The sequence below is a fragment of the Neorhizobium sp. R1-B genome (assembly GCF_004368875.1).
GTDB classification, from domain to species: Bacteria; Pseudomonadota; Alphaproteobacteria; order Rhizobiales; family Rhizobiaceae; genus Neorhizobium; species Neorhizobium huautlense.
Window position 1 is genome coordinate 182,551 of the sequence record NZ_SOEM01000009.1, and the last position, 24,184, is coordinate 206,734.

At 58.6% G+C, this 24,184-nt stretch carries 20 protein-coding genes and 3 pseudogenes; 10 read left to right on the top strand and 13 right to left on the bottom strand.

Translation table 11 applies throughout. From position 1 onward, the window contains the following. Nucleotides 1-2 precede the first annotated feature (2 nt). Both EDE05_RS14975 and EDE05_RS14980 read left to right on the top strand, forming a co-directional pair. Nucleotides 3-1,070 (top strand): ABC transporter ATP-binding protein, encoded by a 1,068-nt coding sequence (locus tag EDE05_RS14975; protein ID WP_105372289.1) that lies wholly within the window; start codon nt 3-5, stop codon nt 1,068-1,070. A gap of 17 nt (nt 1,071-1,087) precedes the next feature. Further along, nucleotides 1,088-1,468 (top strand): RidA family protein, encoded by a 381-nt coding sequence (locus EDE05_RS14980; protein WP_134101881.1) that lies wholly within the window; start codon nt 1,088-1,090, stop codon nt 1,466-1,468. On the opposite strand, the gene EDE05_RS14985 is transcribed toward EDE05_RS14980, so the two are convergent. The 3 genes from EDE05_RS14985 to EDE05_RS14995 all read right to left on the bottom strand — a co-directional run bounded on the left by EDE05_RS14985 (nt 1,469) and on the right by EDE05_RS14995 (nt 5,056). Beyond that, on the bottom strand, nt 1,469-3,022 hold the full coding sequence (locus tag EDE05_RS14985) for an acetolactate synthase large subunit (protein WP_105372287.1): 1,554 nt from the start codon (nt 3,020-3,022) through the stop codon (nt 1,469-1,471). Nucleotides 3,023-3,052: 30 nt separating this feature from the next. Continuing rightward, nucleotides 3,053-4,360, bottom strand: a complete 1,308-nt coding sequence (gene gabT, locus EDE05_RS14990; protein WP_134101884.1) for a 4-aminobutyrate--2-oxoglutarate transaminase — start codon at nt 4,358-4,360, stop codon at nt 3,053-3,055. Between the two features lie 72 nt (nt 4,361-4,432). Then, a complete protein-coding gene (locus EDE05_RS14995) occupies nt 4,433-5,056 on the bottom strand; it encodes a cupin domain-containing protein (RefSeq protein WP_281033740.1) in 624 nt (207 codons plus the stop codon). Nucleotides 5,057-5,372: 316 nt separating this feature from the next. Here EDE05_RS14995 and EDE05_RS15000 point away from each other — a divergent pair, with 316 nt between their 5' ends. Together EDE05_RS15000 and EDE05_RS15005 are read left to right on the top strand one after the other, a co-directional pair. Further along, nucleotides 5,373-6,626, top strand: coding sequence for a cation:proton antiporter (locus tag EDE05_RS15000; protein WP_245519922.1), 1,254 nt, complete (start codon nt 5,373-5,375; stop codon nt 6,624-6,626). A gap of 662 nt (nt 6,627-7,288) precedes the next feature. Continuing rightward, nucleotides 7,289-8,740 carry a PAS domain-containing protein gene (locus EDE05_RS15005; protein ID WP_112800158.1) on the top strand — a complete coding sequence of 484 codons (1,452 nt, stop codon included), beginning with the start codon at nt 7,289-7,291 and terminating at the stop codon, nt 8,738-8,740. Here the strand turns inward: EDE05_RS15005 and EDE05_RS27415 are convergent. Continuing rightward, nucleotides 8,737-9,396, bottom strand: coding sequence for a response regulator (locus EDE05_RS27415; protein ID WP_112800160.1), 660 nt, complete (start codon nt 9,394-9,396; stop codon nt 8,737-8,739). The genes EDE05_RS15005 and EDE05_RS27415 overlap by 4 nt on opposite strands. Before the next feature lie 46 nt (nt 9,397-9,442). Here EDE05_RS27415 and EDE05_RS15015 point away from each other — a divergent pair, with 46 nt between their 5' ends. Continuing rightward, nucleotides 9,443-11,290, top strand: coding sequence for an ABC transporter ATP-binding protein (locus EDE05_RS15015; protein ID WP_134101890.1), 1,848 nt, complete (start codon nt 9,443-9,445; stop codon nt 11,288-11,290). 1,026 nt (nt 11,291-12,316) lie between these two features. On the opposite strand, the pseudogene EDE05_RS15020 reads toward EDE05_RS15015, so the two are convergent. The 3 genes and pseudogenes from EDE05_RS15020 to EDE05_RS15030 form a co-directional block, all read right to left on the bottom strand. Further along, nucleotides 12,317-12,820, bottom strand: a pseudogene (locus tag EDE05_RS15020) (IS6 family transposase); the annotation flags it as partial. Nucleotides 12,821-12,955: 135 nt separating this feature from the next. Next, nucleotides 12,956-13,900, bottom strand: a complete 945-nt coding sequence (locus tag EDE05_RS15025; RefSeq protein ID WP_134101891.1) for a dienelactone hydrolase — start codon at nt 13,898-13,900, stop codon at nt 12,956-12,958. 38 nt (nt 13,901-13,938) lie between these two features. Further along, nucleotides 13,939-14,697: pseudogene (locus EDE05_RS15030) on the bottom strand (SDR family oxidoreductase). Nucleotides 14,698-14,794: 97 nt separating this feature from the next. Here EDE05_RS15030 and EDE05_RS15035 point away from each other — a divergent pair. After that, on the top strand, nt 14,795-15,697 hold the full coding sequence (locus EDE05_RS15035) for an AraC family transcriptional regulator (protein ID WP_112800204.1): 903 nt from the start codon (nt 14,795-14,797) through the stop codon (nt 15,695-15,697). Here EDE05_RS15035 and EDE05_RS15040 read toward each other — a convergent pair. Then, the gene (locus tag EDE05_RS15040; RefSeq protein ID WP_112800169.1) at nt 15,694-16,599 is read right to left on the bottom strand and encodes a LysR family transcriptional regulator; all 906 of its coding nucleotides are present in this window, start codon (nt 16,597-16,599) and stop codon (nt 15,694-15,696) included. The two genes, EDE05_RS15035 and EDE05_RS15040, sit on opposite strands and share 4 nt — an antisense overlap. Before the next feature lie 104 nt (nt 16,600-16,703). On the opposite strand from EDE05_RS15040, the gene EDE05_RS15045 reads away from it, so the two are divergent. After that, entirely contained in the window at nt 16,704-17,573 is an 870-nt protein-coding gene (locus EDE05_RS15045) for an NmrA/HSCARG family protein (RefSeq protein WP_112800171.1), read from the top strand. A gap of 331 nt (nt 17,574-17,904) precedes the next feature. On the opposite strand, the pseudogene EDE05_RS15055 reads toward EDE05_RS15045, so the two are convergent. The 3 genes and pseudogenes from EDE05_RS15055 to EDE05_RS15065 all read right to left on the bottom strand — a co-directional run bounded on the left by EDE05_RS15055 (nt 17,905) and on the right by EDE05_RS15065 (nt 20,704). After that, nucleotides 17,905-18,909: pseudogene (locus EDE05_RS15055) on the bottom strand (aldehyde dehydrogenase family protein). Beyond that, nucleotides 18,831-19,583, bottom strand: coding sequence for an aldehyde dehydrogenase family protein (locus tag EDE05_RS27215; protein WP_112800177.1), 753 nt, complete (start codon nt 19,581-19,583; stop codon nt 18,831-18,833). Before EDE05_RS27215 ends, EDE05_RS15055 begins: the two are co-directional and overlap by 79 nt. Nucleotides 19,584-19,807: 224 nt before the next feature. Beyond that, complete coding sequence (locus EDE05_RS15065) at nt 19,808-20,704, bottom strand: DMT family transporter (protein ID WP_112800206.1); 897 nt, start codon at nt 20,702-20,704, stop codon at nt 19,808-19,810. 158 nt (nt 20,705-20,862) lie between these two features. On the opposite strand from EDE05_RS15065, the gene EDE05_RS15070 reads away from it, so the two are divergent. The 3 genes from EDE05_RS15070 (at nt 20,863) to EDE05_RS15080 (ending at nt 22,577) form a co-directional block, all read left to right on the top strand. Continuing rightward, a complete protein-coding gene (locus tag EDE05_RS15070; protein ID WP_112800208.1) occupies nt 20,863-21,750 on the top strand; it encodes a LysR family transcriptional regulator in 888 nt (295 codons plus the stop codon). 331 nt (nt 21,751-22,081) lie between these two features. After that, the gene (locus tag EDE05_RS27220; RefSeq protein WP_245505262.1) at nt 22,082-22,303 is read left to right on the top strand and encodes a type IV toxin-antitoxin system AbiEi family antitoxin domain-containing protein; all 222 of its coding nucleotides are present in this window, start codon (nt 22,082-22,084) and stop codon (nt 22,301-22,303) included. Next, nucleotides 22,209-22,577 (top strand): nucleotidyl transferase AbiEii/AbiGii toxin family protein, encoded by a 369-nt coding sequence (locus EDE05_RS15080; protein ID WP_245519919.1) that lies wholly within the window; start codon nt 22,209-22,211, stop codon nt 22,575-22,577. The genes EDE05_RS27220 and EDE05_RS15080 overlap by 95 nt, the downstream gene beginning before the upstream one ends. Before the next feature lie 160 nt (nt 22,578-22,737). Here the strand turns inward: EDE05_RS15080 and EDE05_RS15085 are convergent, their stop codons facing one another. Both EDE05_RS15085 and EDE05_RS15090 read right to left on the bottom strand, forming a co-directional pair. Next, nucleotides 22,738-23,091 (bottom strand): ethanolamine utilization protein, encoded by a 354-nt coding sequence (locus tag EDE05_RS15085; RefSeq protein ID WP_112800210.1) that lies wholly within the window; start codon nt 23,089-23,091, stop codon nt 22,738-22,740. A gap of 154 nt (nt 23,092-23,245) precedes the next feature. After that, a complete protein-coding gene (locus tag EDE05_RS15090; RefSeq protein ID WP_105375117.1) occupies nt 23,246-23,704 on the bottom strand; it encodes an MgtC/SapB family protein in 459 nt (152 codons plus the stop codon). Nucleotides 23,705-24,184: the final 480 nt, after the last annotated feature.

Sequence of the window (24,184 nt, forward strand, 5' to 3'; positions counted from 1 at the left end):
CGATGACGAGCTATCTTGAACTTTCCAATATCACCAAGGCCTACGGGAACTTTACGGCGCTGGATAACGTGAGTCTGTCGGTCGAAAAGGGAGAGTTTGTAACCTTCCTTGGGCCAAGCGGCTCCGGTAAGACGACGACCTTAATGATCGTTGCCGGTTTCGAGAAGGCAAGCGGTGGGAGTGTCCGTGTCGGGGGGCGATCCATTTCAGAGCTCGCGCCGCACGAGCGCAATATCGGTATTGTCTTCCAGAACTACGCTCTGTTTCCCCACAAGACCGCAGCGGAGAACGTCTATTTCCCACTGCAGATGCGTGGTGTGAATCGTGCAAAGGGACTCCGTCAGGCCGAAGACATGCTCTCCCTCGTCGGCCTAAAGGGGTTTGGCCACAGGCATCCAAAAGAGCTTTCGGGCGGGCAGCAGCAGCGCGTTGCGCTTGCACGCGCGCTTGTGTTCGAGCCCTCCTTGTTATTGCTCGACGAGCCGCTCGGCGCGCTTGACAAGAACCTACGCGAGCAGATGCAGATCGAGATCAAGCGCATCCAACGCAGCCTGGGCGTAACCACGATCTTTGTCACCCACGATCAATCCGAAGCCATGTCGATGTCGGACCGGATCGTTGTATTCGACAAAGGCCGGATCGAACAATGCGCGGCACCGCTTGACATCTATCACAGCCCGCAGACGTCTTTCGTCGCTTCGTTCATAGGTGAGAGCAACCTGATACCAGCAACGGTCACGAACGCTGCAGCCCGGATAGCCAATAGTCCTGTACTTGGCTCCTTCGATTATGCAGGATCTGACAATGCTCTGGCAGATGGGCAGGAAGTGACACTGCTGATACGGCCAGAACATATCAAGCTGTCTCGTAACCCGATCGAAGACCGAAAGAGCGCTAGGATGACGGTCGAGACGATCGTCAATTATGGCGACAACGCTCTTGTAATCGGCAGAGCCGGAGACATCCCGATGCGGGTAAGGGTGCTGGGCGCAGACGTTGTCATCATCAAGGAAGGCGAAGAATGCTGCATCAGTTGGACGCCTGACTCCGTCTTCGTCATCACCCGATAGAAAGGCGAGCATCTTTCATGACCTTAGAATTCTCCTCGATCATCGAGCGCTTTGGTGTTGGCAAGCGAGGGAGCCTTGCAGTTGTTCACGGCGGCACAGGCTATTTCGCCTGCACGCCCCAGGCTCCCTATGATGGTTCGCTCAGCGCCGCGGAGCAGGCGCGCCAGCTTCTGAACAAAGCAGAAGGCCGATTGGCCGAGATTGGTAGTGCTAAGGAGGGGTTGCTTTTCTGTGCGATTGTCCTTGCAAACATGCAGGACTACGCTGCGGTAAACGGGATTTGGGACGATTGGGTAGAAGGTACCGCTCCGCCTGCGCGTGCCTGCTTCGAAGCCACACTCGCCAGCCCGGATCTCAAGGTCGAGATGATCATGATCACCGCCACGAAGCCGGCGTGATCAGACCATTGCGGCCTCGATGAGGAACGGCCCCTTGCGGGACAGGGCAGCGGTATAGAGCTTTACGAATTCCGCCGTGTTCGTCGCCCGGCCGGATTCGACGCCAAGACCTTTGGCCAGCGAGCACCAATCGAGCTTCGGCTGGTCGAGGTCGAGCATCTTGCGCGCATTTGCGCCATAGGAGTTCACGCCAACATTCGTCATTTCGCCTTGCAGGATGCGGTAGGCGTTGTTGGCAAAGACGATGGTGACGACATCGAGGTTTTCGCGCGCTTGCGTCCAGAGCCCCTGAACCGTGTACATGCCGCTGCCATCTGCCTGCAGGGCGACCACTTTGCGATCAGGCGCACCGAATGCTGCGCCTGCCGCCAGCGGAATGCCAATTCCAATCGATCCCCCTGTGATCGGCAGATGGTCATGCGGGTGGAGACAAGGAGAATGCGCAGGATATTGCCCAATTGAGGTGAGCGCTTCATCGATGACGATGGCATTCTCAGGCAGGTGCCGGGCAATGGCCAGACTGATGGCATCCGGCGTCAGCGCCCCATGGGGAACTTGGATGTCATGTTGCCCGAAGGTGTTCGGAGCAAAGTGAGCATTCGGCGCGACATCCAGGCTATCCGCCAGGGCCTCCAGTGCGGCCGCCAGATCATGCTCATGGTCCGCAAGTTGCACAATCTCGCAGCCGGGTGGCAATGTGGTGCTTGGCTTTCCGGGATAGGCGAAAAACGTGACGGGTCGCTGCGGACCGATACAGATGGCAACCTCAAACGGCTTCAGTGCCTCGACGGCCAGCTCGATGTTGTAAGGAATGGGCCTGACGGATGCGCGGCCCGCGCCACGGGCACCGCGGTCCGACTGCACCGAAAACAGCGAAGCGCCGGTTGCGGCGGCAATCCGTCCTGCTGTTGCGAGCGGTTTTTCCCGCAACGCGCGGCCACCGAGAATAATGATGACGCGCTTGCCGCTCTTCAGCGCCTTCACGGCCGCCTTCAATGCAACATCGTCCAGCGGAGGAGGAGCAGGAACGGAAACCGGGGACAGGATTTCGGGGGAAACCTCGCCCCAAGCGGCGTCCGCCGGCAGGATCATCGTGGAAACGCCGCGCTGCGCTATGGCGGCTGCAAAGCCTTCCTCCGTGCAGCGGCGAATGTCTGCGGGTCCATCCGCGCGACCGACCCAGTGGGACATCGGCCGTGCAAGGCTCTCGATATCGCTTGTCAGTGGTGCGTCATATTGCAGGTGGTAGGAGGCATGGTCGCCGACGACATTCAAGATAGGCGTGCGGGCGCGGCGCGCGTTATGCAGGTTGGCAAGGCCGTTCGCAAGACCCGGACCGAGATGCAGCAGTGTCGCGGCCGGTTTTTCTGTCATTCGAGCGTAACCGTCCGCCATGCCGGTCACCACACCTTCAGACAGGCCAAGCACGCAGCGCATCTGCGGCTTGCGATCGAGCGCCGCCACGAAATGCATCTCCGACGTGCCGGGATTGGCAAAGCAGACATCGACGCCGTTAACCAACAGGACGTCACAGAGCATATCGGCGCCGTTCATTCGCTTTCCTTTGCTGTTGATATTGGCGACCTAGGCCGCCGTTGCTGTTGCAGCATCCGAAAATGCCGCCTCGATGGAGGCCTCAAGTATGGCAAGTCCTTCCTCGAGCACATGCCATTCGATCGTCAGCGGTGGCAACAACCGGATTACGTTCAGGCGTGTTCCGCAAGAAAGGAGGATGAGGCCACGCGTTTCGGCCTCGGCGACGATACGGTTTGTGATATGAGGTGCGGCAGCCTTTGATTGGCGGTCCTCAACTAACTCGAATGCGACCATCGCACCAAGCCCGCGTACCTCGCCAATCCGCTCCATCCCTTGGCGTGATGCGATCGAGATAAGGCGGCCGGAAATCCGGCGCCCCACCTCCGCCGCGCGCTCACAGAGTTTTTCATCTTCGATGACATCCAGAACGGCATTGGCCGCCGCTATTGCGAGAGGATTGCCGGCATAGGTGCCGCCGAGGCCGCCCGGATGGGCTGCGTTCATGATTTCGGCCTTGCCGGTCACAGCCGAAAGCGGGAAGCCGCCTGCAAGCCCCTTTGCCATGGTAACCAAATCCGGCTTCACGCCCGCATGTTCGAAACCGAACATCTTGCCGGTACGCGCCATACCTGCCTGAACTTCGTCCGCGATGAGGACGATGCCATGGCGATCGGCAATCTCTCGGAGCCTGACGAGGAAGTCGCGTGGCGCGACGTTGAAGCCGCCCTCGCCCTGGACCGGCTCCACGATGAAGGCTGCTATACGTGCCGGATCCACGCCGGACGCAAAAAGCCGCTCCAGTTCCGCAACCGCCTTTTCAGTCGAGTAATCGAGGAAGGGATTGGGGAACGGCGCGTGATAGACGTCGGCCGGAAAGGGACCGAAGTTCTTCTTGTATGGCATAACCTTGCCGGTCAGCGCCATACCCAGCATGGTGCGACCGTGGAAGGCGCCCGAGAAGGCTATGATGCCCGCACGACCTGTATAGGCGCGGGCAATTTTTACCGCGTTCTCCACCGCTTCGGCGCCAGTAGTGACCAGCATTGTCCGGTTCTCGGCGCCAGTCGGTGCTATCTGGTTCAGTCGCTCCGCTAGCTGGATATAGCTTTCATAGGGTGCAACGTGAAAACAGGTGTGAGTGAAGCGGTTCGCCTGTTCGGCCACTGCCTTCATGACGGTTGGGTTGCGATGACCGGTATTGTTGACAGCAATACCCGCCGAAAAGTCAATGAAGCGGTTTCCCTCGACATCCCAAAGCTCGGCGTTCAGTGCCTTGTCGGCAAAGATGGTGCGGGTTCCCACGCCGCCAGCGACGGCAGCCTTCTGGCGTGCATGCAGATCATTGGAAGTAGCCATTGCAATATCCCCTTTTACCGACGGAGCACTCTATAGACCCGCTCATTATTTTGAGCAATAGCATAGTTGGCGCTAGAGGTACGGAGGGGAGCACGCGGAGATGACGACGGTTCTTTCAGCCGACAGATTGCGGAAGCGGTGCGGCTGGCGACTGTCAAACAGATATGCCTCGCCGGCCTTCAGGATCCTGACTTCCTCGCCAACTGTTATTTCCAGCTCGCCCTGGACGATATAACCCCCTTCTGAAGAAGCATGCTGCAGGAATGTTTCGCCCGTATCAGCGTTGGGTTCGTAGACTTCATGTAGGATTTGTAGGTTGTGAGCCCGGGCATCGCCCACCTGACGCAAGACAAGTGAGGCTTCTGGCCCGCTTGCAAGGCCCTGGGCTGGTACTCGAGAGGTAAGGTCGACAAGCTCATCCGCGGAAAAGAACGGACCTTTGGGAGGGCTTCGTTCCGGTTCGAAAAATTCTCCCATGCCCATACCAAGGCCGCTCAAGATCTTTCGCAGCGTAGAGACAGACGGGCTGATCTTGTTCGTCTCGACGTTCGAAATTTGTGCATGTGGGACCCCTGCCCTTTCCGCAAGCTGCCGCTGTGACAGACCCGCGGCGATACGCATCGCGTGAAGCCGGGCACCGATATCGAACCTTTCGTCCACCTGTTTTATCCACTCCGTTGACGACGCTCCGCTCAACCCTATGCACCTGTTTTAATGTTCGCGCAAATGGATGATATTTTGAGCGCGATTGCAAATCGTCTGTCGCGGCAGACTTGCTAAAGGGGGACGTACCCGTAGAGCAGTCTCGCCCGTTGATCGTCTCGCCTTGGCGCCCAACCAAAAGGAACAGAACCAGCGGTAGGGAAGGCCAAGACTGGCCCGAGTTTCGATCTGGCTTCGGCAACCTACGAGACAAAATCTTGGAACATAGAGCGAAGCCAACCATTCTCTACCGGAGATCGGCAGACGAAGGTGAACGCTCTATGCAGCGAAGAAATAGGTTTGATCCTTGGTGACCCACGGCTGGGAACCAGACCCCTATGCAGTGGCGCTTACAGGCGCGGGGCTTCTCATAGCATTGGTAGCATGGCTACCGCTGGCTCTACGCCGACTTCCGCTCTCGCTTCCCATCGTTTGCTTGGCCATTGGCGGCCTGATCTACACGTCGCCATATCTGAAGTTGGACCCATCACCAGGTGCACACCCTTACGCCACCGAACGGTTGACGGAGTTCGTGGTTCTTGTCGCATTGATGGGCGCAGGCCTGAAGATTGACCGCCGGTTCTCATTCAAAGGGTGGAAAACCACTTGGCGGCCGTTGTTGATCACGATGCCGATGAGCATCATCGCGATAGCGTTCATTGGCACGACCATCCTTGGTTTAGGTGCGGTGGCTGCACTGCTTTTAGCAGCAAGCCTCGCGCCCACCGATCCTGTTCTTGCGGCCGACATCCAAGTTGCCGGGCCCTTTGAAGGGGGCGAAGACACTGTTCGCTTCACGCTGACGTCAGAGGCAGGCCTGAACGACGGGTTCGCATTTCCTTTCGTGCATCTTGCCATCGTTTTAAGTCTTGCGGCCACAACAGGAGAGCCCTGGTTCGCTCGTTGGCTGACCTTGCATGTCCTGTGGGAGGTGATTGCTGGCATTGGCTGCGGCTGGCTTGTCGGCCGTGTATTTGGTTGGGCAACCTTCAAGATGCCCGGCGATACGTTGGCAAAGACAGGCGACGGATTGGTAGCCATCGCAGCTACCTTCGTGTCGTATGGCGTGTCCGAGCTGCTGCACTGCTACGGCTTCTTCGCGGTCTTCGTTACTGCGTTGACATTGCGCAGCTCCCATCGCGACCACGACTTCCAGCGCGACATGCACGACATCACCGAGCAGATCGAGCGCATCGCGATGATGCTCCTGCTGCTTGCTTTCGGCGGCGCCATCGTCAATGGCTTGCTGTCCAGTATCGGCTGGATAGAGATTGTCGCCGTCCTGCTCATATTGCTGGTCGTTCGACCTGTAACCGGCTTGCTTGCACTTATTGGAGTCCGTGCGACGCTCACCGAAAAAATCACCATCGCCTTCTTCGGCATTCGGGGTGTTGGCTCATTCTACTATCTCGCCTATGGCCTGAATCACGGGCGGTTCGAGGACGGCGATCGATTGTGGGTCATCCTGTCGCTTGTCGTCTTCTTGTCGATCCTGATGCACGGGCTCACGGTGACACCAGCGATGCGTTGGCTGGATCGCCGGGACGGCCGGAAAGCTGACTGAAGCTCAGTCGAGCCAGGCAACACGGGGCCTACATCCACTTCTGAAAGAACACCACGCGGCGTGTCTCATGAAATCCTGGGCTGCATGGAGTTCCTGGCTGGTTGTACTTTCAAGCAGCGCGTCAGAACCAGATTCAGTGACAATGCGCAGATCGATATCGGAATAGGCGTTGGCGCGATCAGCAGCCATCGACCCCCGAGGAAAACGCGCAGCACCTTTGGTTCGTCTGCGAACGCAGCCAACCGCCGTTGCAATAAGGTCGTTTCTCGCCATTTCGAAAACGTCACATGGGAACGGTGTCCTCATGAGAGAGAGAGAGAGAGAGAGAGAGAGAGAGAGAGATTAACCCTTTGTGCAATTGCCGTAAGGGGGCCGACCGCCAGATGTGCGGGCTGGCCGTTCAACGCCCACTTCAGCCATGCCTCTGATGCGTCAACTACGGTCATTCAGCCATCAGACGGCGTACTCCGCCCTCCTCGTGCTCATCTATTTTTGAACCGGATCCCGACTTCAGCTCTGAAGAAGCTGACAGCCCTCCGGCTCCTGAGTTCAGAGAATTCTGGCCGATATGAACAATATCGTGCCATGGGCGTTAAAGAGATGCAAAACGCTGGAAGTTGGCGTATGGAGTTTTGGGTAACTCTCCGGGACGTGGTATTTATATGAAGTCGAATGTCGGCGAACGTGACCACGTGTCCAGCGCCACGATTATTCCCGACCTTCCTGAAGGACTGAACACAGCCGACATCTTGCGATCCTTGCTAGCTGCAAGCAGTGACTGCGTGAAGATTCTCGACCTAGACGGCCGCCTGCTCTTCATGAGCGAGGGTGGCACACGGGTTATGGAGATCGAGGATTTTCGGCAAATTCAGCATTGCCCCTGGCCAGACTTCTGGTCGGGTCCCGAACAGCAAGCCGCTCTCGAGGCCATTGCGGCCGGACGCGAGGGCAGGTCATATCATTTTCAGGGTTACACGGCGACATTCAAAGGAACGCTGAAATATTGGGATGTCGAGGTCCTTCCGATAAGGAACCGAGACGGGCGACCGAGCCATCTGCTTTCCATCTCGCGGGACATTTCCGCCGTACGCGCGGCCGATCTAGAGATTGATCGATTGATGGAGCAGGCTCGCCATCACGAGCTGCGTTTCCGTATGTTGGCCGACGCCATGCCGCAAATGGTCTGGTCGACCCGACCGGATGGGTATCATGACTATTATAACGCCCGCTGGTACGAGTTCACTGGCATGTCGGTCGGCAGCACCGATGGCGAGGGGTGGAACGGCCTATTCCATCCCGATGACCAGGAACGGGCCTGGGAGCGATGGCGTCATTCGCTGGCCACAGGCGAGCTTTACGAGATCGACTACCGCCTTCGACATCACTCGGGCGAGTACCGCTGGGTTCTGGGGCGGGCGTTGCCGATGCGAGATGCCGACGGCGCAATTGACCGCTGGTACGGAACTTGCACCGATATCCATGTGGCAAAGGAGACGACCGATAGCCTCGCGCTCCTGAGCCAGGAACTCAGCCACCGCATCAAGAACATCTTCGCTATCATCAATGGCATTATTGGCCAGTCGGCACGTTGGTTCCCAGAGAGCAAGGCGTTCGCCTCGGACATCCAACAGCGTCTCGCGGCCCTTGGTCGTGCCCACGATTTCGCCCGGCCACATAGCGAGGAATCTCGTTCTTCGGCGACGTTGCCCACACTACAGAATCTCCTCCAGGAAATTCTACGCCCCTATCGCACGGAGGACCAAGGCCGACTCCAGATTTCCGGAGACGAAATTGCAATCGATGATCGTTCGGCGACGCCCCTTGCGCTGGTCTTCCATGAGCTGGCCACCAACGCGGCCAAGTACGGTGCCTTGTCGACGATAGAAGGCCGCGTGGCCATAGTGTTGGAGGCGCACGGGGAACGCTGCCGCATCACCTGGACGGAAACCAATGGTCCACGCATTACGGGAGAGCCTGAAAGGACGGGCTTTGGGACCAAGCTGTCCCTGGTGAGCGTTCAAGGTCAACTGGGCGGGACTTTGGAACGCCGGTGGTTGCCGGAAGGCCTTCAGGTCGTCTTAGAATGCCCGCTCGCCAATCTCTTGCGGCATTAAGCGTGCTGTTCAAATACAACGAGCGGAGCTGGCGGGGCAGACAACTCACCACGGACAAATTCCAGCGCGTCCTCCACCTGGTTCGCATCATATGGTTTCGAAAGCACCCCGATGGTGTCTGGCACACCCGTCCCCAGCAGGGCTGGGTTTGCCGTCGTGAATACCACTTTGATGCCTAATTTGCCAAGCCGTTGTCCAACTAAGGTCCCGGTCGGACCGTCCCGTAGATTCACGTCCACCAATGCTACGTCTGGCGACAGCTCGGCGAGCCGCGACGCAGTAGTGGAATCAGCCGCAATACCAATCACCTGATATCCCAAATCCTCCAGGACGGACTCCAGCTCGAGGGCCACCATAAATTCGTCTTCAACAATAAGTACGCGCTGCATGATGCCTCCGTGGTCGTCAAGTCGAGCAACGCGAGGCGTCGCACTCGGTTCCTCGCAGTTTTTAACTTTGGTCTTCCTAGTTTTGATCCGCGTTCGCTCGAGGGCCTGAGGTCTCTCAGCGCCATCAGCGGTCGTGTAGAGCACAGCAGTAGGTTTCGAGGACGTTCCCTCGTTCCGACGGGTATGATCGCTTCTCCTGAGGCCACGGATAAGCTGCTCATTCTGGTTTTTGGTACTGCCATGGGGTGCCCACGTGCACCGATGCATGGTTCAATAGGGCTATTTTCAGAGTTTGAATTCCAATGAGAGCACAATGTCTTTTTCAGATCGCATTTTCCAGCCATTCGAGACGCTGATCCGTCCTCTCGACATCCCTTACCAGCCCCTCCCAACTCAAGGGCCGTTTGTGCTGCTCTGGCATTTCGCGCGGATGTTTCGGTACGCGCTCATCCCCATCGCCGTCTTCTCGATGGCAGTAGAGAGCATCAATCTCTTCCTGATTTGGAGCCTGTCCGATATCGTGGATGGGGTCACGAATAAGGGGGCGGCGACCTTTCTGGCAGAAGATTGGTCGCTGCTGGTCCTTATGGCCGTACTGCTCTTCCCAATTTCGCCTTTCTTCTCCTTCGTCACGAGCGCCCTTTCCTCGCAAACCGTGGCGGTCTGCTTACCTTCTGCCATCCAGTGGCAAGGGCATAAGGCGGTCGAGCGGCAGGATATCGCGTTCTTTCACGACACGTTTGCCGGCCAGGTGGCTTCGCGACTGTCCCAAGTCTCGACCGCTGTGCAGCAACAGGTCGTTGTGGCCTTCTATAGCATTCCCAACTTTGCAGTTCATTTCCTGGGATCGCTTCTGCTGCTAGCTTCCGTCGGCTGGCAGTTGACGTTGCCGGCGCTGATATGGATCATCATCAGCATCGCCATTGCGATCGTAGCGGTACCGCATTTCTCGGAGCGATCGAAGCTCTCAGCGAAGCAGAGAAGCCTGGTGGTCGGCGCTATGACGGACCTCTATTCGAATATGCAGATGGTAAAGCAGTTTGCAGCAGAGGATAACGAGGCTGGCGCTTTGCGAGGGATCTTCTCGAACGCTATCACTCGTCAGCAGCATGAAAGGCGGGTCTATATGGTGACCAGCGTCACAATAAACAGCGTCAATGCGCTCTTCTGGATCGCCATGCTCGGGATCGGGTTTCACGGGATGCTGAATTCATCGGTTTCGACTGGAGAGTTCGTTGCCGCGATCTACATCACCCAGCGGCTTTCGGGTAACGCTCGGGTCTTCATCGACATGGGACAACAAATCTTTCAAGCCGTCGGCACATTGCGCGACGCTATGCCTGTGATGACAACACCGCCAACCGTCGTGGATGCGTTGAATGCAAAGCCCCTGCAGGTAGGAACGGGCGAGATCCGATTTGACTCGGTTGGCTTCTCCTATCATCGCGAGAAGCCGGTGATCGACGGCTTGAACTTGACAGTCCATGGCGGTGAAAAGGTTGGACTAGTGGGGCTATCTGGCGCGGGAAAGACGACGCTCGTCAACCTCCTGCTCCGATTCTACGATCTCGACGGAGGTTCGATCGCTATTGACGATCAGGATATCCGGGGCGTCACGCAAAGCAGTCTGCGGGAAAACATCGGCGTCATCTCGCAGGATGTTTCCCTTCTTCACCGCTCGGTGTGTGACAATATCCGTTATGGTCGCCCGGATGCGTCCCATGACGAGGTTGTGCAGGCTGCTATTGCCGCTCATGCGCATGGGTTCATTGCTGATCTTAAGGACAAGGAGGGCCGCTCGGGCTACGATGCCTTCGTTGGAGATCGCGGGGTCAAGCTCTCAGGCGGTCAGCGCCAACGTATTGCCATCGCCCGCGTGCTGCTGAAGAAAGCGCCGATCCTCGTGCTCGATGAGGCAACTTCAGCCCTCGACAGCGAGTCCGAAGCTGCAATCCAGGAAAATCTCGCGAAGGTGATGGCCGGCAAGACAGTCATCGCGATCGCGCATCGCCTCTCCACCATCGCGAGCATGGATCGAATTGTCGTTTTAGGTGAAGGCCGCATCGTCGAAATGGGCAACCCAGAGGAGCTTGTGACGCGGAATGGGCTTTACACTCGCCTATGGCGGCGACAGACCGGCGGCTACATCGGCAATGACTAGCGCAGGTCCGGTGGAAGCGTTCGATGTCATGGGCTCCGTGGTTGCGAGTTCCTGCTGCTATCGACTTTGGCTTCCATCACCCCGAGTCTCGAAGGATGGGGTCCGCGCCGGTCCGCCAGGACGCGAACCCCACTGCCGACGCAGTACAGAAACATAAAGGGCGGGTCAGGCCGTTTTTCCCGTCCGACCCGCCAACAGTCTGTTTGGCGACGTCTTTTTAGCAAACACAGAGGGTATTTCGCGTGAAATGTCCGTGACATAGATCGAACGATCTATAGCGGCGAATGACTGTCGGTGTTGCTATCGAACTGCTTGCCCTTTTGCCCCGAAGCTTGTCGGCTCGCTCCGTCGCCGCCTTGAGGAGGGCCTTCTGGGAAGTGGCATACCCCACCTGATCCAAGTTGCTTCGCGCTCGCCGCCGAGGGATCTGGTGTTCCCGATGGGGCGCGAATGACCTTTGTATTCGACGCTTGGCACCGCTAACCCTCGTAGGTTGGCCACCAGCCGCGGGTAAATTCGGCGCTGCTTGATGCTCTTCCTGCCTCAAAATTAGGAAAGAAGGCGTCTACAAATCTAGGCGCTATTCAGAGTGCCAAATTTCCGCCGGAGCCTTCTTTCCATAGCAAGATGCATGTTCATGTCGAAATTGGCTGTTCCCCCGGCCTGTCCACTAGTTTCGCCGGCGGAACATTTTGGAGCCGCCCCCAGAAAATGAGGAGGACCGCCATTTCTGGATGATCGCTCCAGCAAAGGGGTGGTCCTTATCCCTTGAATATATCTCAGTGGTCGCCTCACATAGGTCGGCGGCAAGGCGGGACAATGCTGAATTCAGACTGATGGGCCAGAACTGTCTTAATTCAGGGTATCGATGGACGAACCATTGCCCTGTCTCGCAAGTAGCCATGATGTACCAAAACGATCTTCGTAGAAGTATCGTGTTTCGCCGCCGTCAGCATCCAGGACAGATAGGACAGAACATCAACGATCTCACCACTGATGTCCCTGCACGAGATGGCACGCGTCACAGTTGTTGAGGCCTTTGTGTGATCCATGTTCAACGGCCGGCATCACATCTGGCTTTGCCGCCCGTATGAGCGCAGTTACTCGGTGATCATCCTCTTTGGCGCCAAGCCTTGCTTCTTCAGCAGTCTGACCAACAATCGTTTGGCAGCCTTGGTGCCGCGACGAACCTGCACGATTTCGTCGAGAACATATCGATCTTGGTCGACGGCTCGCCAAAGCCAGTGCTTTCGACCGGCGATCGTCACGACCACCTCCTCCAGATGCCAGGTATCCTTACCCGACGGCCTCTTTCTGCGTAGTCGCTTTGCGTAGGCCGCACTGAATTTGCGGCCCCAGCGCCGGATCGGTTCGTAGAACACGACTATCCCGCGCTTCAGCGGCATTTCTTCCGCCAGCCTCAGGCTTAACGGAAACCGGAAATACAGCCAGACCGCATGGGCGATGATCTGCGGTGGGAAACGGTGGTTCTTGTAGCTGATGGTTGGCGCGCTCATCACGTCCGGTTATCCGTCAACCGTTAAGTCACCAACAACGTGACAGCACCCTATCGACGGCTGCCACAGATTGCATTGAGCGCCCGCACGTGGCGCCCAGTGATTTATAAGGTGCCGCGGCTTCAAACCTACCGATTTGCCTCGGCGGCTAGAGCTGCTTCTCTGTGACCGTCGCAAGTGATGCCGCTTCACGCTCAAGCGAAAGACGAGCTCGCGGCCAAGCCCCCTCGTCCGCCCCGAGTGCCGTCTGCAGCCAGGCGAGCGTCAGACGCCGTGTCGCTTCCAGTACGTCTGGTGCTTCAGTCTCTGTCTCCTTCGCATCGAGCGCCGCGATCCCGCCAAGGCCATGTCCGACGCCGTGCATCATCACCATCGCCTCGGCGCCCGGCGCATCGTGGAACGCATCCGCATGCCATTCAGGCCCGCGAGTTGTAAAATGCGGATTGTCCATGTCACCGCAAACGACCAGGCTGCATGTCGAGAGCGTCGAGAAGTCTACGTCGAAGAACGGGAACCGCGCAGCACTCTCAGGCGTCATGTCCTTGCCGCCGCGTCCTGGCGTTGTAAGGAGAACGCCCGCCGAGATGCGAGGGTCGGAGAAATCCTCGCGATCCACCTGCGCGCCGAGCAGGAGCCCGACGGTGTGGCCGCCAAAGGAATGACCGACTGCGCCGATGCGGGAATGATCCATCTGACCCGCAATCGCTGGAGCCTGCTGCTCGATCTCGGCTAAGTGGTCGAGGATCGCCTTCATCTCCTCGACACGCTCGCGCCAGAAGAACGGTGCGCCAGGTGCATCCGACGGCAGGCCACTCACCCGCGAACTTGCATGCGTCGGCTGGATCACGACGAACCCTCTCTCCGCCCAGAACTGGACAAGAGGAGCGTATCCGTCCTTTGACGGGATATAGTTGGATGGGCCGTAGCCATGCGACAGCAGCAGGATCGGTAGGTTACTTCCCGTAGCGGGCGCGGTCAGACGCAGTTCCAGCGGCTGGCGGCCCGGCATCGAAACGCGGATCGGAGTGTAGGCCACGGTGAGAGTGGCTTCAGGCGTAGGAATATGCTTCGCGAGGTTGATCAGATTGTTCATAGTCTGGACCTTCAAAGGTGGATTTCGGGTTGTGATGTTCAGGGGAGTAAATGGCCCGCCTCCAGGAACGAGGTTTCCGCGTCGGCGCCGGCCGGGATCTTCATCGGCGCGTCAATCTCTGTCACTGACCACCAGACCGCCTCTGCAACCGCATCCGCCGTCGTAACCTCGGTGCCTGAACGCAGCCTCGTCATGTAGTCCTGGACGAAGGCGGCATATGGCTCGGGAATTTCCATGCCCATGCGCGAGACAGCGTTCTTGCCGAAGCCGGTCGTCGGCGCCGAGCCGGGCAGAACGAGTTTGGCTCGAACGTCGAACAGAGCCGCTTCGAGCGCGAGGCTTTCCGTGAAAGCATTAAGCGCCGCCTTGCTGGCGCTGTAGACCGAGAGCGCGGGCAACGGCCTTAAAGTGACGGCGGAACTGACGTTGACGATGACGCCTGAGCGGCGGGCCCGCATCTGCGGGAGAACGGCTTTGGTCATCGCCATCGCACCAAAGACATTGGTCTCAAACAGCTAGCGGATCTTCGACATCTCCGTGCCTTCCAGCACATTGAGCATGCCGACGCCGGCATTGTTGACCAGAGCATCGATCGTGCCGGCGGCTTCCACCGCCTTCGCGATACTATCCGGCTCCGTGACATCGAGCGGTAGGATTTCGAGCTGGTCGTCCGGCGGAAGCAGGTCGTTTCGCGGAGTGCGCATGGTCGCGGCCACGTCCCACCCTGCGTTCACGAATTTCTGCGCGATGGCGAGGCCAAAACCGGACGAGCAACCTGTGATGAGGATCTTTGGCATGTTCCGTCTCCTGACTTTAACTTGCCTGAAGATGGACCTGTCACCTCAGACTTACTATATGCGAATGTCCGATTTTCTTTCGCAGAAGTCCGAAACCATGTCCGATCCCGTCGCAGAAGTTGTTTCACTACTCAAACCAAGCCCGTCGATCTCAAAGCTGGTCACAGGCGGAGGTGATTGGCTGGTTGAGCGGACGGAACTGGGGAGTCCTTTCTACTGCGCGGTCGTCGAAGGCCGTTGCCTGATGACGATTGCCGGTCGTGACCCAATGGTGCTAACCGCTGGCGACTTCGTCCTGGTCCCGCAGATCTTCTCGTTCACGATGAGCAGCATGGAGCCGCCACCACGCGGCGCACTTCTCCAGCGCCTGGAAACCAGCCCCGGTGTCTTTCGGCTGGGCGACCCGGAAGCGCCGGCGGAGATCAAGGCACTGGTCGGGCATTGTGCATTCGGCTCGGATGACAAGGCTCTTCTCGTATCGCTGCTGCCGGAAGTCATCCATGTTCACGGTGAAGAGCGACTGACGGCTCTGGTCCAGATGATAAACGAGGAGACGAGGGCTGACCGTGCCGCGCGTGAGATGGTTCTTCACCGTTTGCTGGAGGTTCTGTTCATCGACGCACTGCGATCGGCCGCAAGTGCCAAGGCGCCGCCGGGCCTCCTGCGTGGCATGGCGGATCCACTGCTGGCGCCGACCTTGCGCCGGATCCATGCAGATCCGGGTCGCAGCATGACGGTGGAGACGCTTGCCCAAGAGGCTGCGATGTCCCGTTCGACCTTCTTCGATCGCTTCCGCAGAGAGGTTGGGGTCGCGCCAATGGAGTACGCGACCGGATGGCGCATGGCGCTGGCAAAAGAGTTTCTTCGGGAAGATATGGCGTTGGCCGAAATCGCCGAACGCGTTGGCTACGGATCGACAAGTGCCTTCAGCGTCGCCTTCAATCGGCACGTGGGAATGCCGCCCGGTGCTTATTCGCGCGCAGTTGCTATTGCGGCTTAAAGCGTCCAACCTTCACCGCCGATATAGGCGGCCAATTCTTCGGGCGTTCCCTTGGGAAAAGCTTGCTTCAGGAAATCGAGGAAGGCAGAAACCCGCGCACTCAAGAGACGCCGCGATGGGTAGAGCGCCCAGAGCGCGATTTCGGATCCTTCGATGTCGCCCCAGTGCTGCAATGTCCCATCAGCGAGATCTTGGGCCACCAGCGAGATCGGAAGGCGTGCTGCCCCGACGCCTGTCCTCACCGCATCGCGGACCATGATGAGGGAGGACAGGACGAGAACGGGATCGATCCTGATCTTCGCAGACCCTTTGGAAGTCATGACATTCCAGGTCTCTGGACCTGCCCCTCCCCGGACCACGCCGGGAACTGACTGACTGCTAGCGGGACGGGCGAGATCAGGACGTGCCACGACAACCAGGCGGTCATGCAGGAAGGCCCGACCGACGAGGCTCTCGTCCGGCGCCGGGTTGACGCGGATGACAAGGTCATACCCCTCCTCGATCATGTCGACGGCGCGATCTTCTGTGGTGATTTCAAGCCGGACATCAGGGTATTTCAGCGCGAAGCCTGCTGCAATCCTGCCCATGGCTGTCTGCGACAACAGAAGCGGCGCGCTGATCCGCAATCGACCACGGGGCTTTTCCGCGCCCGATGCGATCGCCGCCGCAGTCTCGTCCAGTTCCGTCAGCAGGACGGCGGTTCGCTCGTAGAGCGCCAGCCCTTCTTCCGTAAGCTTGAGTATGCGTGCGCCGCGTTCGAACAGCCGAAGCTGGAGTGCGGCCTCCAATTCCGTGACGCGCCTCGACAGCGTGGCTTTCGGACGTCCGGTGGCGCGGGCCGCGTTGCCAAAGCCGCCGTGGCGGGCGACGAGATTGAAGTCCGCAAGAGCAAGCAGGTCCATGGCGTTCCACCTGTGGGACGGTTCGTCTAAATTAGTCGTCTATCGGGTCATTTCTGAACCAATCATATTCGGGGTGTCAAGCACACACATCCGGAGACACTTCCATGACCATCCTCATTACCGGCGCCACGGGCAATATCGGCGCGCAAGTCATCCAGCACCTCGTCAACCACGGTGCCGACGTTCGTGCCCTCGTTCGCGATCCGTCCAAGGCAACCTTTCCGGCCGGCGTTGCCGTTGCGAAGAGCGACCTCCTCGATGTGGACTCGCTACGCAGCGCATTCGACGGCGTCTCTACGCTCTTCATGCTCAACGCCGTCGTACCGGACGAATTCACCCAGGCTCTGATCGCCCTTAATGTGGCACGGTCGGCTGGCATTGAGCGGATCGTCTACCTGTCGGTGATCCATGCTGACGTCTACGTGAACGTCCCGCACTTCGCCGGCAAGTTTGTCGTCGAGCGTATGATCGAACAAATGGGCATGGCCGCCACGATCCTTCGCCCGGCCTACTTCATCCAGAACGATGTGACGATCAAGGATGTCATCACCAGCAACGGCGTCTACCCGATGCCAGTCGGGGAGAAGGGCCTCGCCATGATCGATGTGCGTGATATCGCGGAGATCGCGGCTCTGGAGCTGCTCCGTCGTGAACAGGCGGCACAGCCGCTTCCCATCACCCGCATCAATCTGGTCGGCCCCGAAACACTCACCGGATCCGATATCGCCGCCATTTGGTCGGACGTCCTGGGACGCCCCATCAACTATGGCGGTGGTGATACGGCGGCCTTCGAGCAGAACCTCAAGCAGTTCATGCCCGCGTGGATGGCCTACGACATGCGCATGATGAGCGAACGGTTCCTGACCGATGGCATGCTGTCTGACGACGGCGATGTCGAGCGCCTGACGACGCTGCTTGGCCGCACGCTTCGCTCCTATCGCGCCTTCGCTCTGGAAACTGCGGCCTCCGCCTGAGGCAGGCCGTCCCACACGTCAAAACAAGGACACTCGTCATGATCTATTCGACCGCAACCGTATCCGGAAATCCTAAAGGCGAAAACACGCCCACCCCATGCTCACCTCTCCAACGGAAACAAAGCCAACCAACCTCCCAAAAATCCTGATCATCGGTGCCACCGGTCCGACCGGCCGCCACATCGTCCGCCAGCCATTGCCCGCCGTTACGATGTTACCGCACTCGTCCACTCGCCGGAAAAGCCGCTGACCTGACCGGAGCCACGATCGTTGTCGGCGATGCCCGTGACGAACGGCGCTACGTCAGGCATGAAAGGCCGCGACGCCGTGATCACTGCGACTGGCACAAGTGTGTGAGACTGCTGTTGACCGACACCGCGCCGTATTGAAGTGCATCCACCAGACGGCGCTGACACTTGCCGACCTGGGTGAACACGTAGGCAGACAGGCCAAATTCAAGGCCGTTTGCGGCGTGAAGCATTGCCTCGTCGTCCCTGAACGGCAGGATCTAGGCAACCGGGCCGAAGGGCTCCTCATGAAGAAGGGCTGCCTCGTCAGAAACATTCGTCAAAACCGTCGGTGGATAGAAGTAACCGTGATGTCCGATACGATTGCCGCCAGCAAGAACCCGCGCACCCCGGTCTCGCGCGTCGTCAACCAGGCGGGCGATGGCTTCTACACGGCGCTCGTTGGCGAGGGGACCGACCTTGGTGGCGGGGTCCATGCCGTCGCCCACCTTCGAATTTGCCGCGACCTCCGCGAAGCGGGTGGCAAATCTTTCGGCAATGCTCTCCTCAACAAAAAAGCGAGACGGGCAGAGGCAGATCTGGCCGGCATTGGTGAACTTGGCGCGGACCAGCAGTTCCGCCGTTGCCTCTGGATCTACATCGCTGCAGACAACAACAGGCGCATTACCACCGAGCTCCATCGTCACGGGCTTCATAGCAAGGCCTGCCGCTGCGGCAAGGCGTTTGCCGATCGGGATGTTGCCTGTGAAGGTGATCCTGGAGATCACGGGCGACTCGATCACCTGCGTTGATACCTGATTGGCGTCCCCAAAACAACGGCGAGGGCTGCCGGGTGGACCCCCGCCTCCAGCAGAGCCTCGCCCAAGGCCAGCACGCAGCCCGGCGTTTCCGGAGAGGGTTTGCAGATGATGGCGCATCCGGCGGCGCGCGCGCGGGAAAACTTCTTCGCAGCAAGCGCCATCGGAAAATTCCAGGGCGTGAGCGCTGCGACAACCCCGATCGGATGTGGTTAAACCTCGATGTGCTGGCCCGCCTGTCGGCCCGGCACGGTCCGGCCGGCTATCCGGCGGGCCTGTCCTCCGCACCATTCGATAAAGCCCGCGGCACGATAAACCTCGTCACGTGCCTGAGCAAGGAGCTTGCCTTGTTCCAGCGTCAGCATCTCAGCGATGCGGTCGGCATCGCGCCGGATGATCCCGGCGGCATCTTTCAGGATACGTCCGCGCTCCCAAGCCGGCACGGCCTGCCAGGATTGGAGCCCGCTGCGGGCAGTCTCTATTGCCTCTGCAATATGGGCCGGCGCCCCATAAGCCACCTTGCCGATGCTCTCGCCCGTCGCTGGACTGATGACGTCAACTGCGACACCTTCTGAACCTTCGCGGCTCTTGCAGTTGATCAGGAGCTGGAATTTGCTGCTCATGGTGATCTCCTTTTGTAACACCCGCCGGGATGTCGTGCCCTTGCGCTCAGTCCTGAGGGCAGCGACAATCGCCCGGTTGAACGCCGGGAGATCGGACGGCATGCGGCTGGTAATGATGTTGCCGTCCAACACAACCTCTTCATCGACAATGGTCGCGCCGACATTCTTGAGGTCGGTGCGGATCGAGTACCAGGCCGTGGCTCGACGGCCGGGCAGGACGTCGGCTTCCACCAGCAGCCGAGGGCCATGGCAGATGGATGCGACAGGCTTGCCTGCGGCGACGTAGCCCCTGACCAAGGCGAGGGCCTTCGGATCGAGCCGCAGCTTGTCGGGATTGACCACACCGCCCGGCAGGACGCAGCAATTCCGTGCGGTGACCTCTCTCGCGCCTTTGCAATTCCAGAAGCAGCTCCGCCTTAGAGGCTCGACGGATGATGGTCTCCGAGGGTGCTGCGATCAGCAATGCCGCCTATGCGTCATCTCCGGCCAAGGATGCTCGGGAGAGCATCGGGAAAGTCCAGATCGCCGCTTGACTGGATGACACGTCACATATCGAGGCTGATTGCTCATCCCCGTGAGGTCACCCAGACACCCACCAAGGTTACCGCCAATCCGGCAAACATGGCAACGGTCAAAGGCTCCGAAAACAACATCCATGCCCACAGCATTGTTACGGGTGGACTGAGGTAGATGGCTGCGCTCACCTTGGCAGCGGGGAACAGCCGCAGACTGCTATAGTAGACCGCATAGGCGAGGAATGTGGCAAACAGGACCAGCCAGACCATCGCGATTGCAAAGTCAGAGGTCAACGGTGGAGCAAGACTGCCCTGCGTGAATGCGCAGAGGCCGAAGAGAACCGAACCCATCAGCGTCTGGATGCAAAGGCTCTGGTGAACAGGCATGTGCCGCGTCTTGCGCCTCTTGTGCAGGACCGAGGCGACGGCGAACACCAGCATTGAACCGACAGTCAAGCCGTAGGCCCAGACCGGAGCTGTGCCGAAGCTGAGGCTGTCGAAGGACACGATCAACACGCCGACAACGGCAATCGCGGTGCCCAGCCATTGCCGTTTCGTCAATCGTTCACCTAGGAAGGGTTGCGACAACGCGGCAATAGCTAGCGGAACAAGGTCGGAGATTAGCGCGACGAGCCCGGTTGGCACCCTCTGCTCGATGGCAAGCGCGAAACCTCCCAGATAAAGGAAGACCGTCATGATGCCGAACAGCGACTGATATCCGACTGCGCCCATCGAAAGTCTTGGCCCGATGGCCAAGGCGAATGGCAGAAGGATCAGACCTGACAGCAAAGTCCGCCAGAATAGGAGGAGCATGACGCTCGCTTGCTGGTTAGCATACCGAATACCGACGAAGCCCGAACTCCATCCGATAATCAGGAGGGCAGCGAGCAACGGCCATAATAGCGGATGGCGACTGGTTGAGGCGGAGGCAAGCGAGGTGTGGGTCATGGTGGCTCTATCGCGGGGAATACGGTCTAGCGGTACTGGAAAAACGCAGAAATCATCCATGACAAATATCGATGAGCCCATGACACTCTTTAAATTACTGTCATGCTCGATCCACTCCGTGATAGGTTTCGTTTCAGGACAAATTAATGGGTATGACCATGAACGAACTGAACGGTCGCCGCCTCGAAATCGACGCCTTGCGGGCTCTTTCCGCAATCCGCCAACATGGCGGAATCACCAGGGCGGCCGCCGCACTCGGTCTCTCCCAATCGGCCGTCAGCCACAAGATCAAACGGCTCGAAGTGAGCCTCGACTGCGAGTTGCTCGGACGCAAATCCGGAGGACCAATGTTCACGGCTGCGGGCGAGGACCTCTTGGACTATGCCGGGCGCATCCTAGGGCTGCACGACGAGGCGCTGTTGAGCCTGTCGAAAACGCCGCTCGCCGGAAGACTTCTGCTCGGGCTTACCGAAGACACCGCATGCACCGATCTCGCTCGGATCCTTGGACGCTTCAAGCGGCTTCATCCAAACGTGGCGGTCCGAACCAAGGTCCGCATGAGCCTGGTGCTCCGCGCCATGCTCGAGCGTGGGGAACTTGATGCAGCAATCGTCCAAGTCTTTAGCCACCAGGTACGGCCGAACGACCTGGTTCTTTACAGAGACAGCCTTCACTGGGTGAAGCACCCCGAACTGGTGATCCGGCATGGGGAACCGATCCCGTTCTTGTCGTTCGATGACGAATGCTTCTACAGGCAATGGGCACTCGACATCGGCCAGGAGAATGCGATTTTCGAGACCGTCTTCGAGTGTGCAAGCGCCGCTGGAATTGTTTCGGCCGTTAACGCGACAATGGGTGTGGCATTGCTGAGCGACCGCCATATCCGAGGCGAGATGCAGGTAATAACCGACCGTTTGCCTGTCCCGCCATCCTTGGCATACGTGGTCCGGCGGGCACGTAAAACAAGAAATCCGGCTCTCGATAGCCTAGTCGCAGAAATCGAGCGAGGCATCGGACGTATAGGTGGATTGGCACTGACTGGCTGATAAAATCGAACGCTTTGATAGGATCAGAACTTTCGACCTGTCGTTCAAGAAACCTGTATTCGCGCGAACTTTTATAAGCGGGGGACTTCGAACCTGACTAAGCATCTGAATAGTGAAAGAATTCGAGAAATGCAGCAGTTATCTGACTTGGCGGCTGGAATTGATCTCGTCCCACCAAGGAGAAATATCAATTTTTCCGCAGTAAGGGCGGATTTTCGAGAATGATTCAGTGAGGGTATCATATTGAGTTTTCCGCGCTAAAAGCGGATCAGGAGATATGATGCAAAGCAGACGATCAACACTGTCTTCCTACGCTTCTGGCCTGCTTGCTATGGGCCGGGGAGTCTTCTCTGCGGATGAAGCCCAGCAGGAGATTGGCATCAGCGGGGGCGCATTCCTTGACGCCGCCGAGCGGTTGCAGCGGCGCGGCCAGCTTATCCGGCCCCCTCGCGGCTTCTATGTGGTTGTGCCGCCTGCGAGCCTTGCTTCAACGCAACAAAGGCCGCGATCTGTTCGACCTCGACTACGCGCTCAGATTGTTAGAGGGGCTTAACTCGGCCAGGATCGTCAAGTGCTTTCTGCTCTACCTTGAAAAAGGAGAGGTAGCGATTTCCAGAGCCGAAGCGCAACAGCGCATGTTCCAGAAACTCGTCAATCCGGGCTTCTTCACTGACATGGGTCCGCTGCTTCCGACAGATCTCGCCAAGGCTCTGACCGAAGAAGCGCTTAAAGCCGCGTTTTCCATGGTAATGGTGGAACTGATCGACCAGATGCCCGACGACGAGTGGGCGAAGGCGGGGGAAATGCGAAAACGGTTCGGGCTGTAAAGTAGCTTAAAGCTTCGGGATTGTGTGGCGCGCTTGCTAGAACAGAGCCACTATGTGAGCTTCGCCTGACTGCATTCGCGTCAAGGCAGACCGACCGCTCTACGTTCCAAGAGCCATTTCGTCTGATTTGAGAGATCGGAAGTTTCGCGAGCCGTTTCCGTCAACCCTCGTGCGCCTCCGCCCAGTGCGGATAGGTCACGTAGGCCGTCAACGCGCCCTCGCCTTCCGTGGCGATCGTCACAGATTGCCGCTTGGGCATGCAGACGATGCCGCCGGTTCCCGCCGTCACCGTGCCGTCGCCCGTGGAAACGGAGAGCCTGCCTTCCAAGACGATCATAGTGTCGGCTACAGCCATGGTCCCGGTTAGCGACTGGTTGGGCGCGTACCGGCCGTAACCGATGGCGACCGGACCGCCTTGTCTCTCGTCGACGAGGTTTCCGACAAAGATCTCGGCATCCTGCCCCGGGGATCGTTCAAGTCGGGAATCGGACAGGTTGATTTTCTGCACGTTCAGGGTGCCCTCCCTTTCCTGATTTGAGTTAGAGCCGTCATCGAGATCACCAAGACAGAGACTGAATGCGGCTGTAAATCGAGATCGGAAGTCGAACGCGCCTCCAGCGCCAGTCGACGATGAAGCAATATCATGGCCGACGCCGAAATGGTCCCAATCAATCCGGTCTATTTTGAGGACCATCCGACTTGAGATTTGCGTTGAGACGTAGAGTAAGAAAGGTCATGATCGCGAGCACGATCGCCACGTCGTAGGCTCCGAGGCCGACGGAGGTGCCGATAGCACCCGTTGCCCACAGGCTTGCCGCCGTAGCCGTCCCACGTACGCTCGCTTTGACGACCAGGATCGCGCCGCCGCCAATAAACCCCATGCCCGTGATAAGTCCTTCCACGATTCTGGCCGTGGCTTCCGGGCTTCCCGCCGTTAAGGTCTCGGTCGCCTGGATAAATCCGCAACTTGCGATCGCGACGAGTGGAAACGTCCGCAGCCCCGCACTGCGCTCGCCTTTTTCGCGGTCCCAACCGATTGGAAGTGCAAGCAGGTATGCCGCCACCAGGGCTCCAAGATGCGGAACGATATCAAACGTCAATCCTGTCGCGGCCAACTGATCGATCAAATTCTATCCTCCCACTTTACCCGTCGGCAGATAGCAATATTGAGAAAGACTTCAAGCAGACGGGCGTCAGTGACGCGTTACCATTTTGAGCTCTCCTGGGATATCGTCTTCGGTTTCTGCCACCGACATATTGCAACCGTCACCTTCGAGGGGTTTCACTTCCCCGGTCAAGATACTCCGACTTCGATTGATCAATCTGTGCTACCCGAACCTTACATGCCGATCCGCAGTCAGGCTTGAAGTTCGGCTGCCGTCGCGCTGCCTGCACTCCTCGGCTTTACGGACAAACTTCTCACGCCGTTTCCAGCAAGTTGTAAGCCGCGCGACGGGGCTGGAACAGGGAAATACAGCATAACATAGAGAGTTGCGGACCGAGGAGCACTCAGTCCTGCTGCCAATGTAGCCGCAGGGCTGGTGCCCAACCGATGAAGGCCCTTCAGTCCTACAACGCAAAAGAGGCAGACAGAAGCTTTGCCGGTA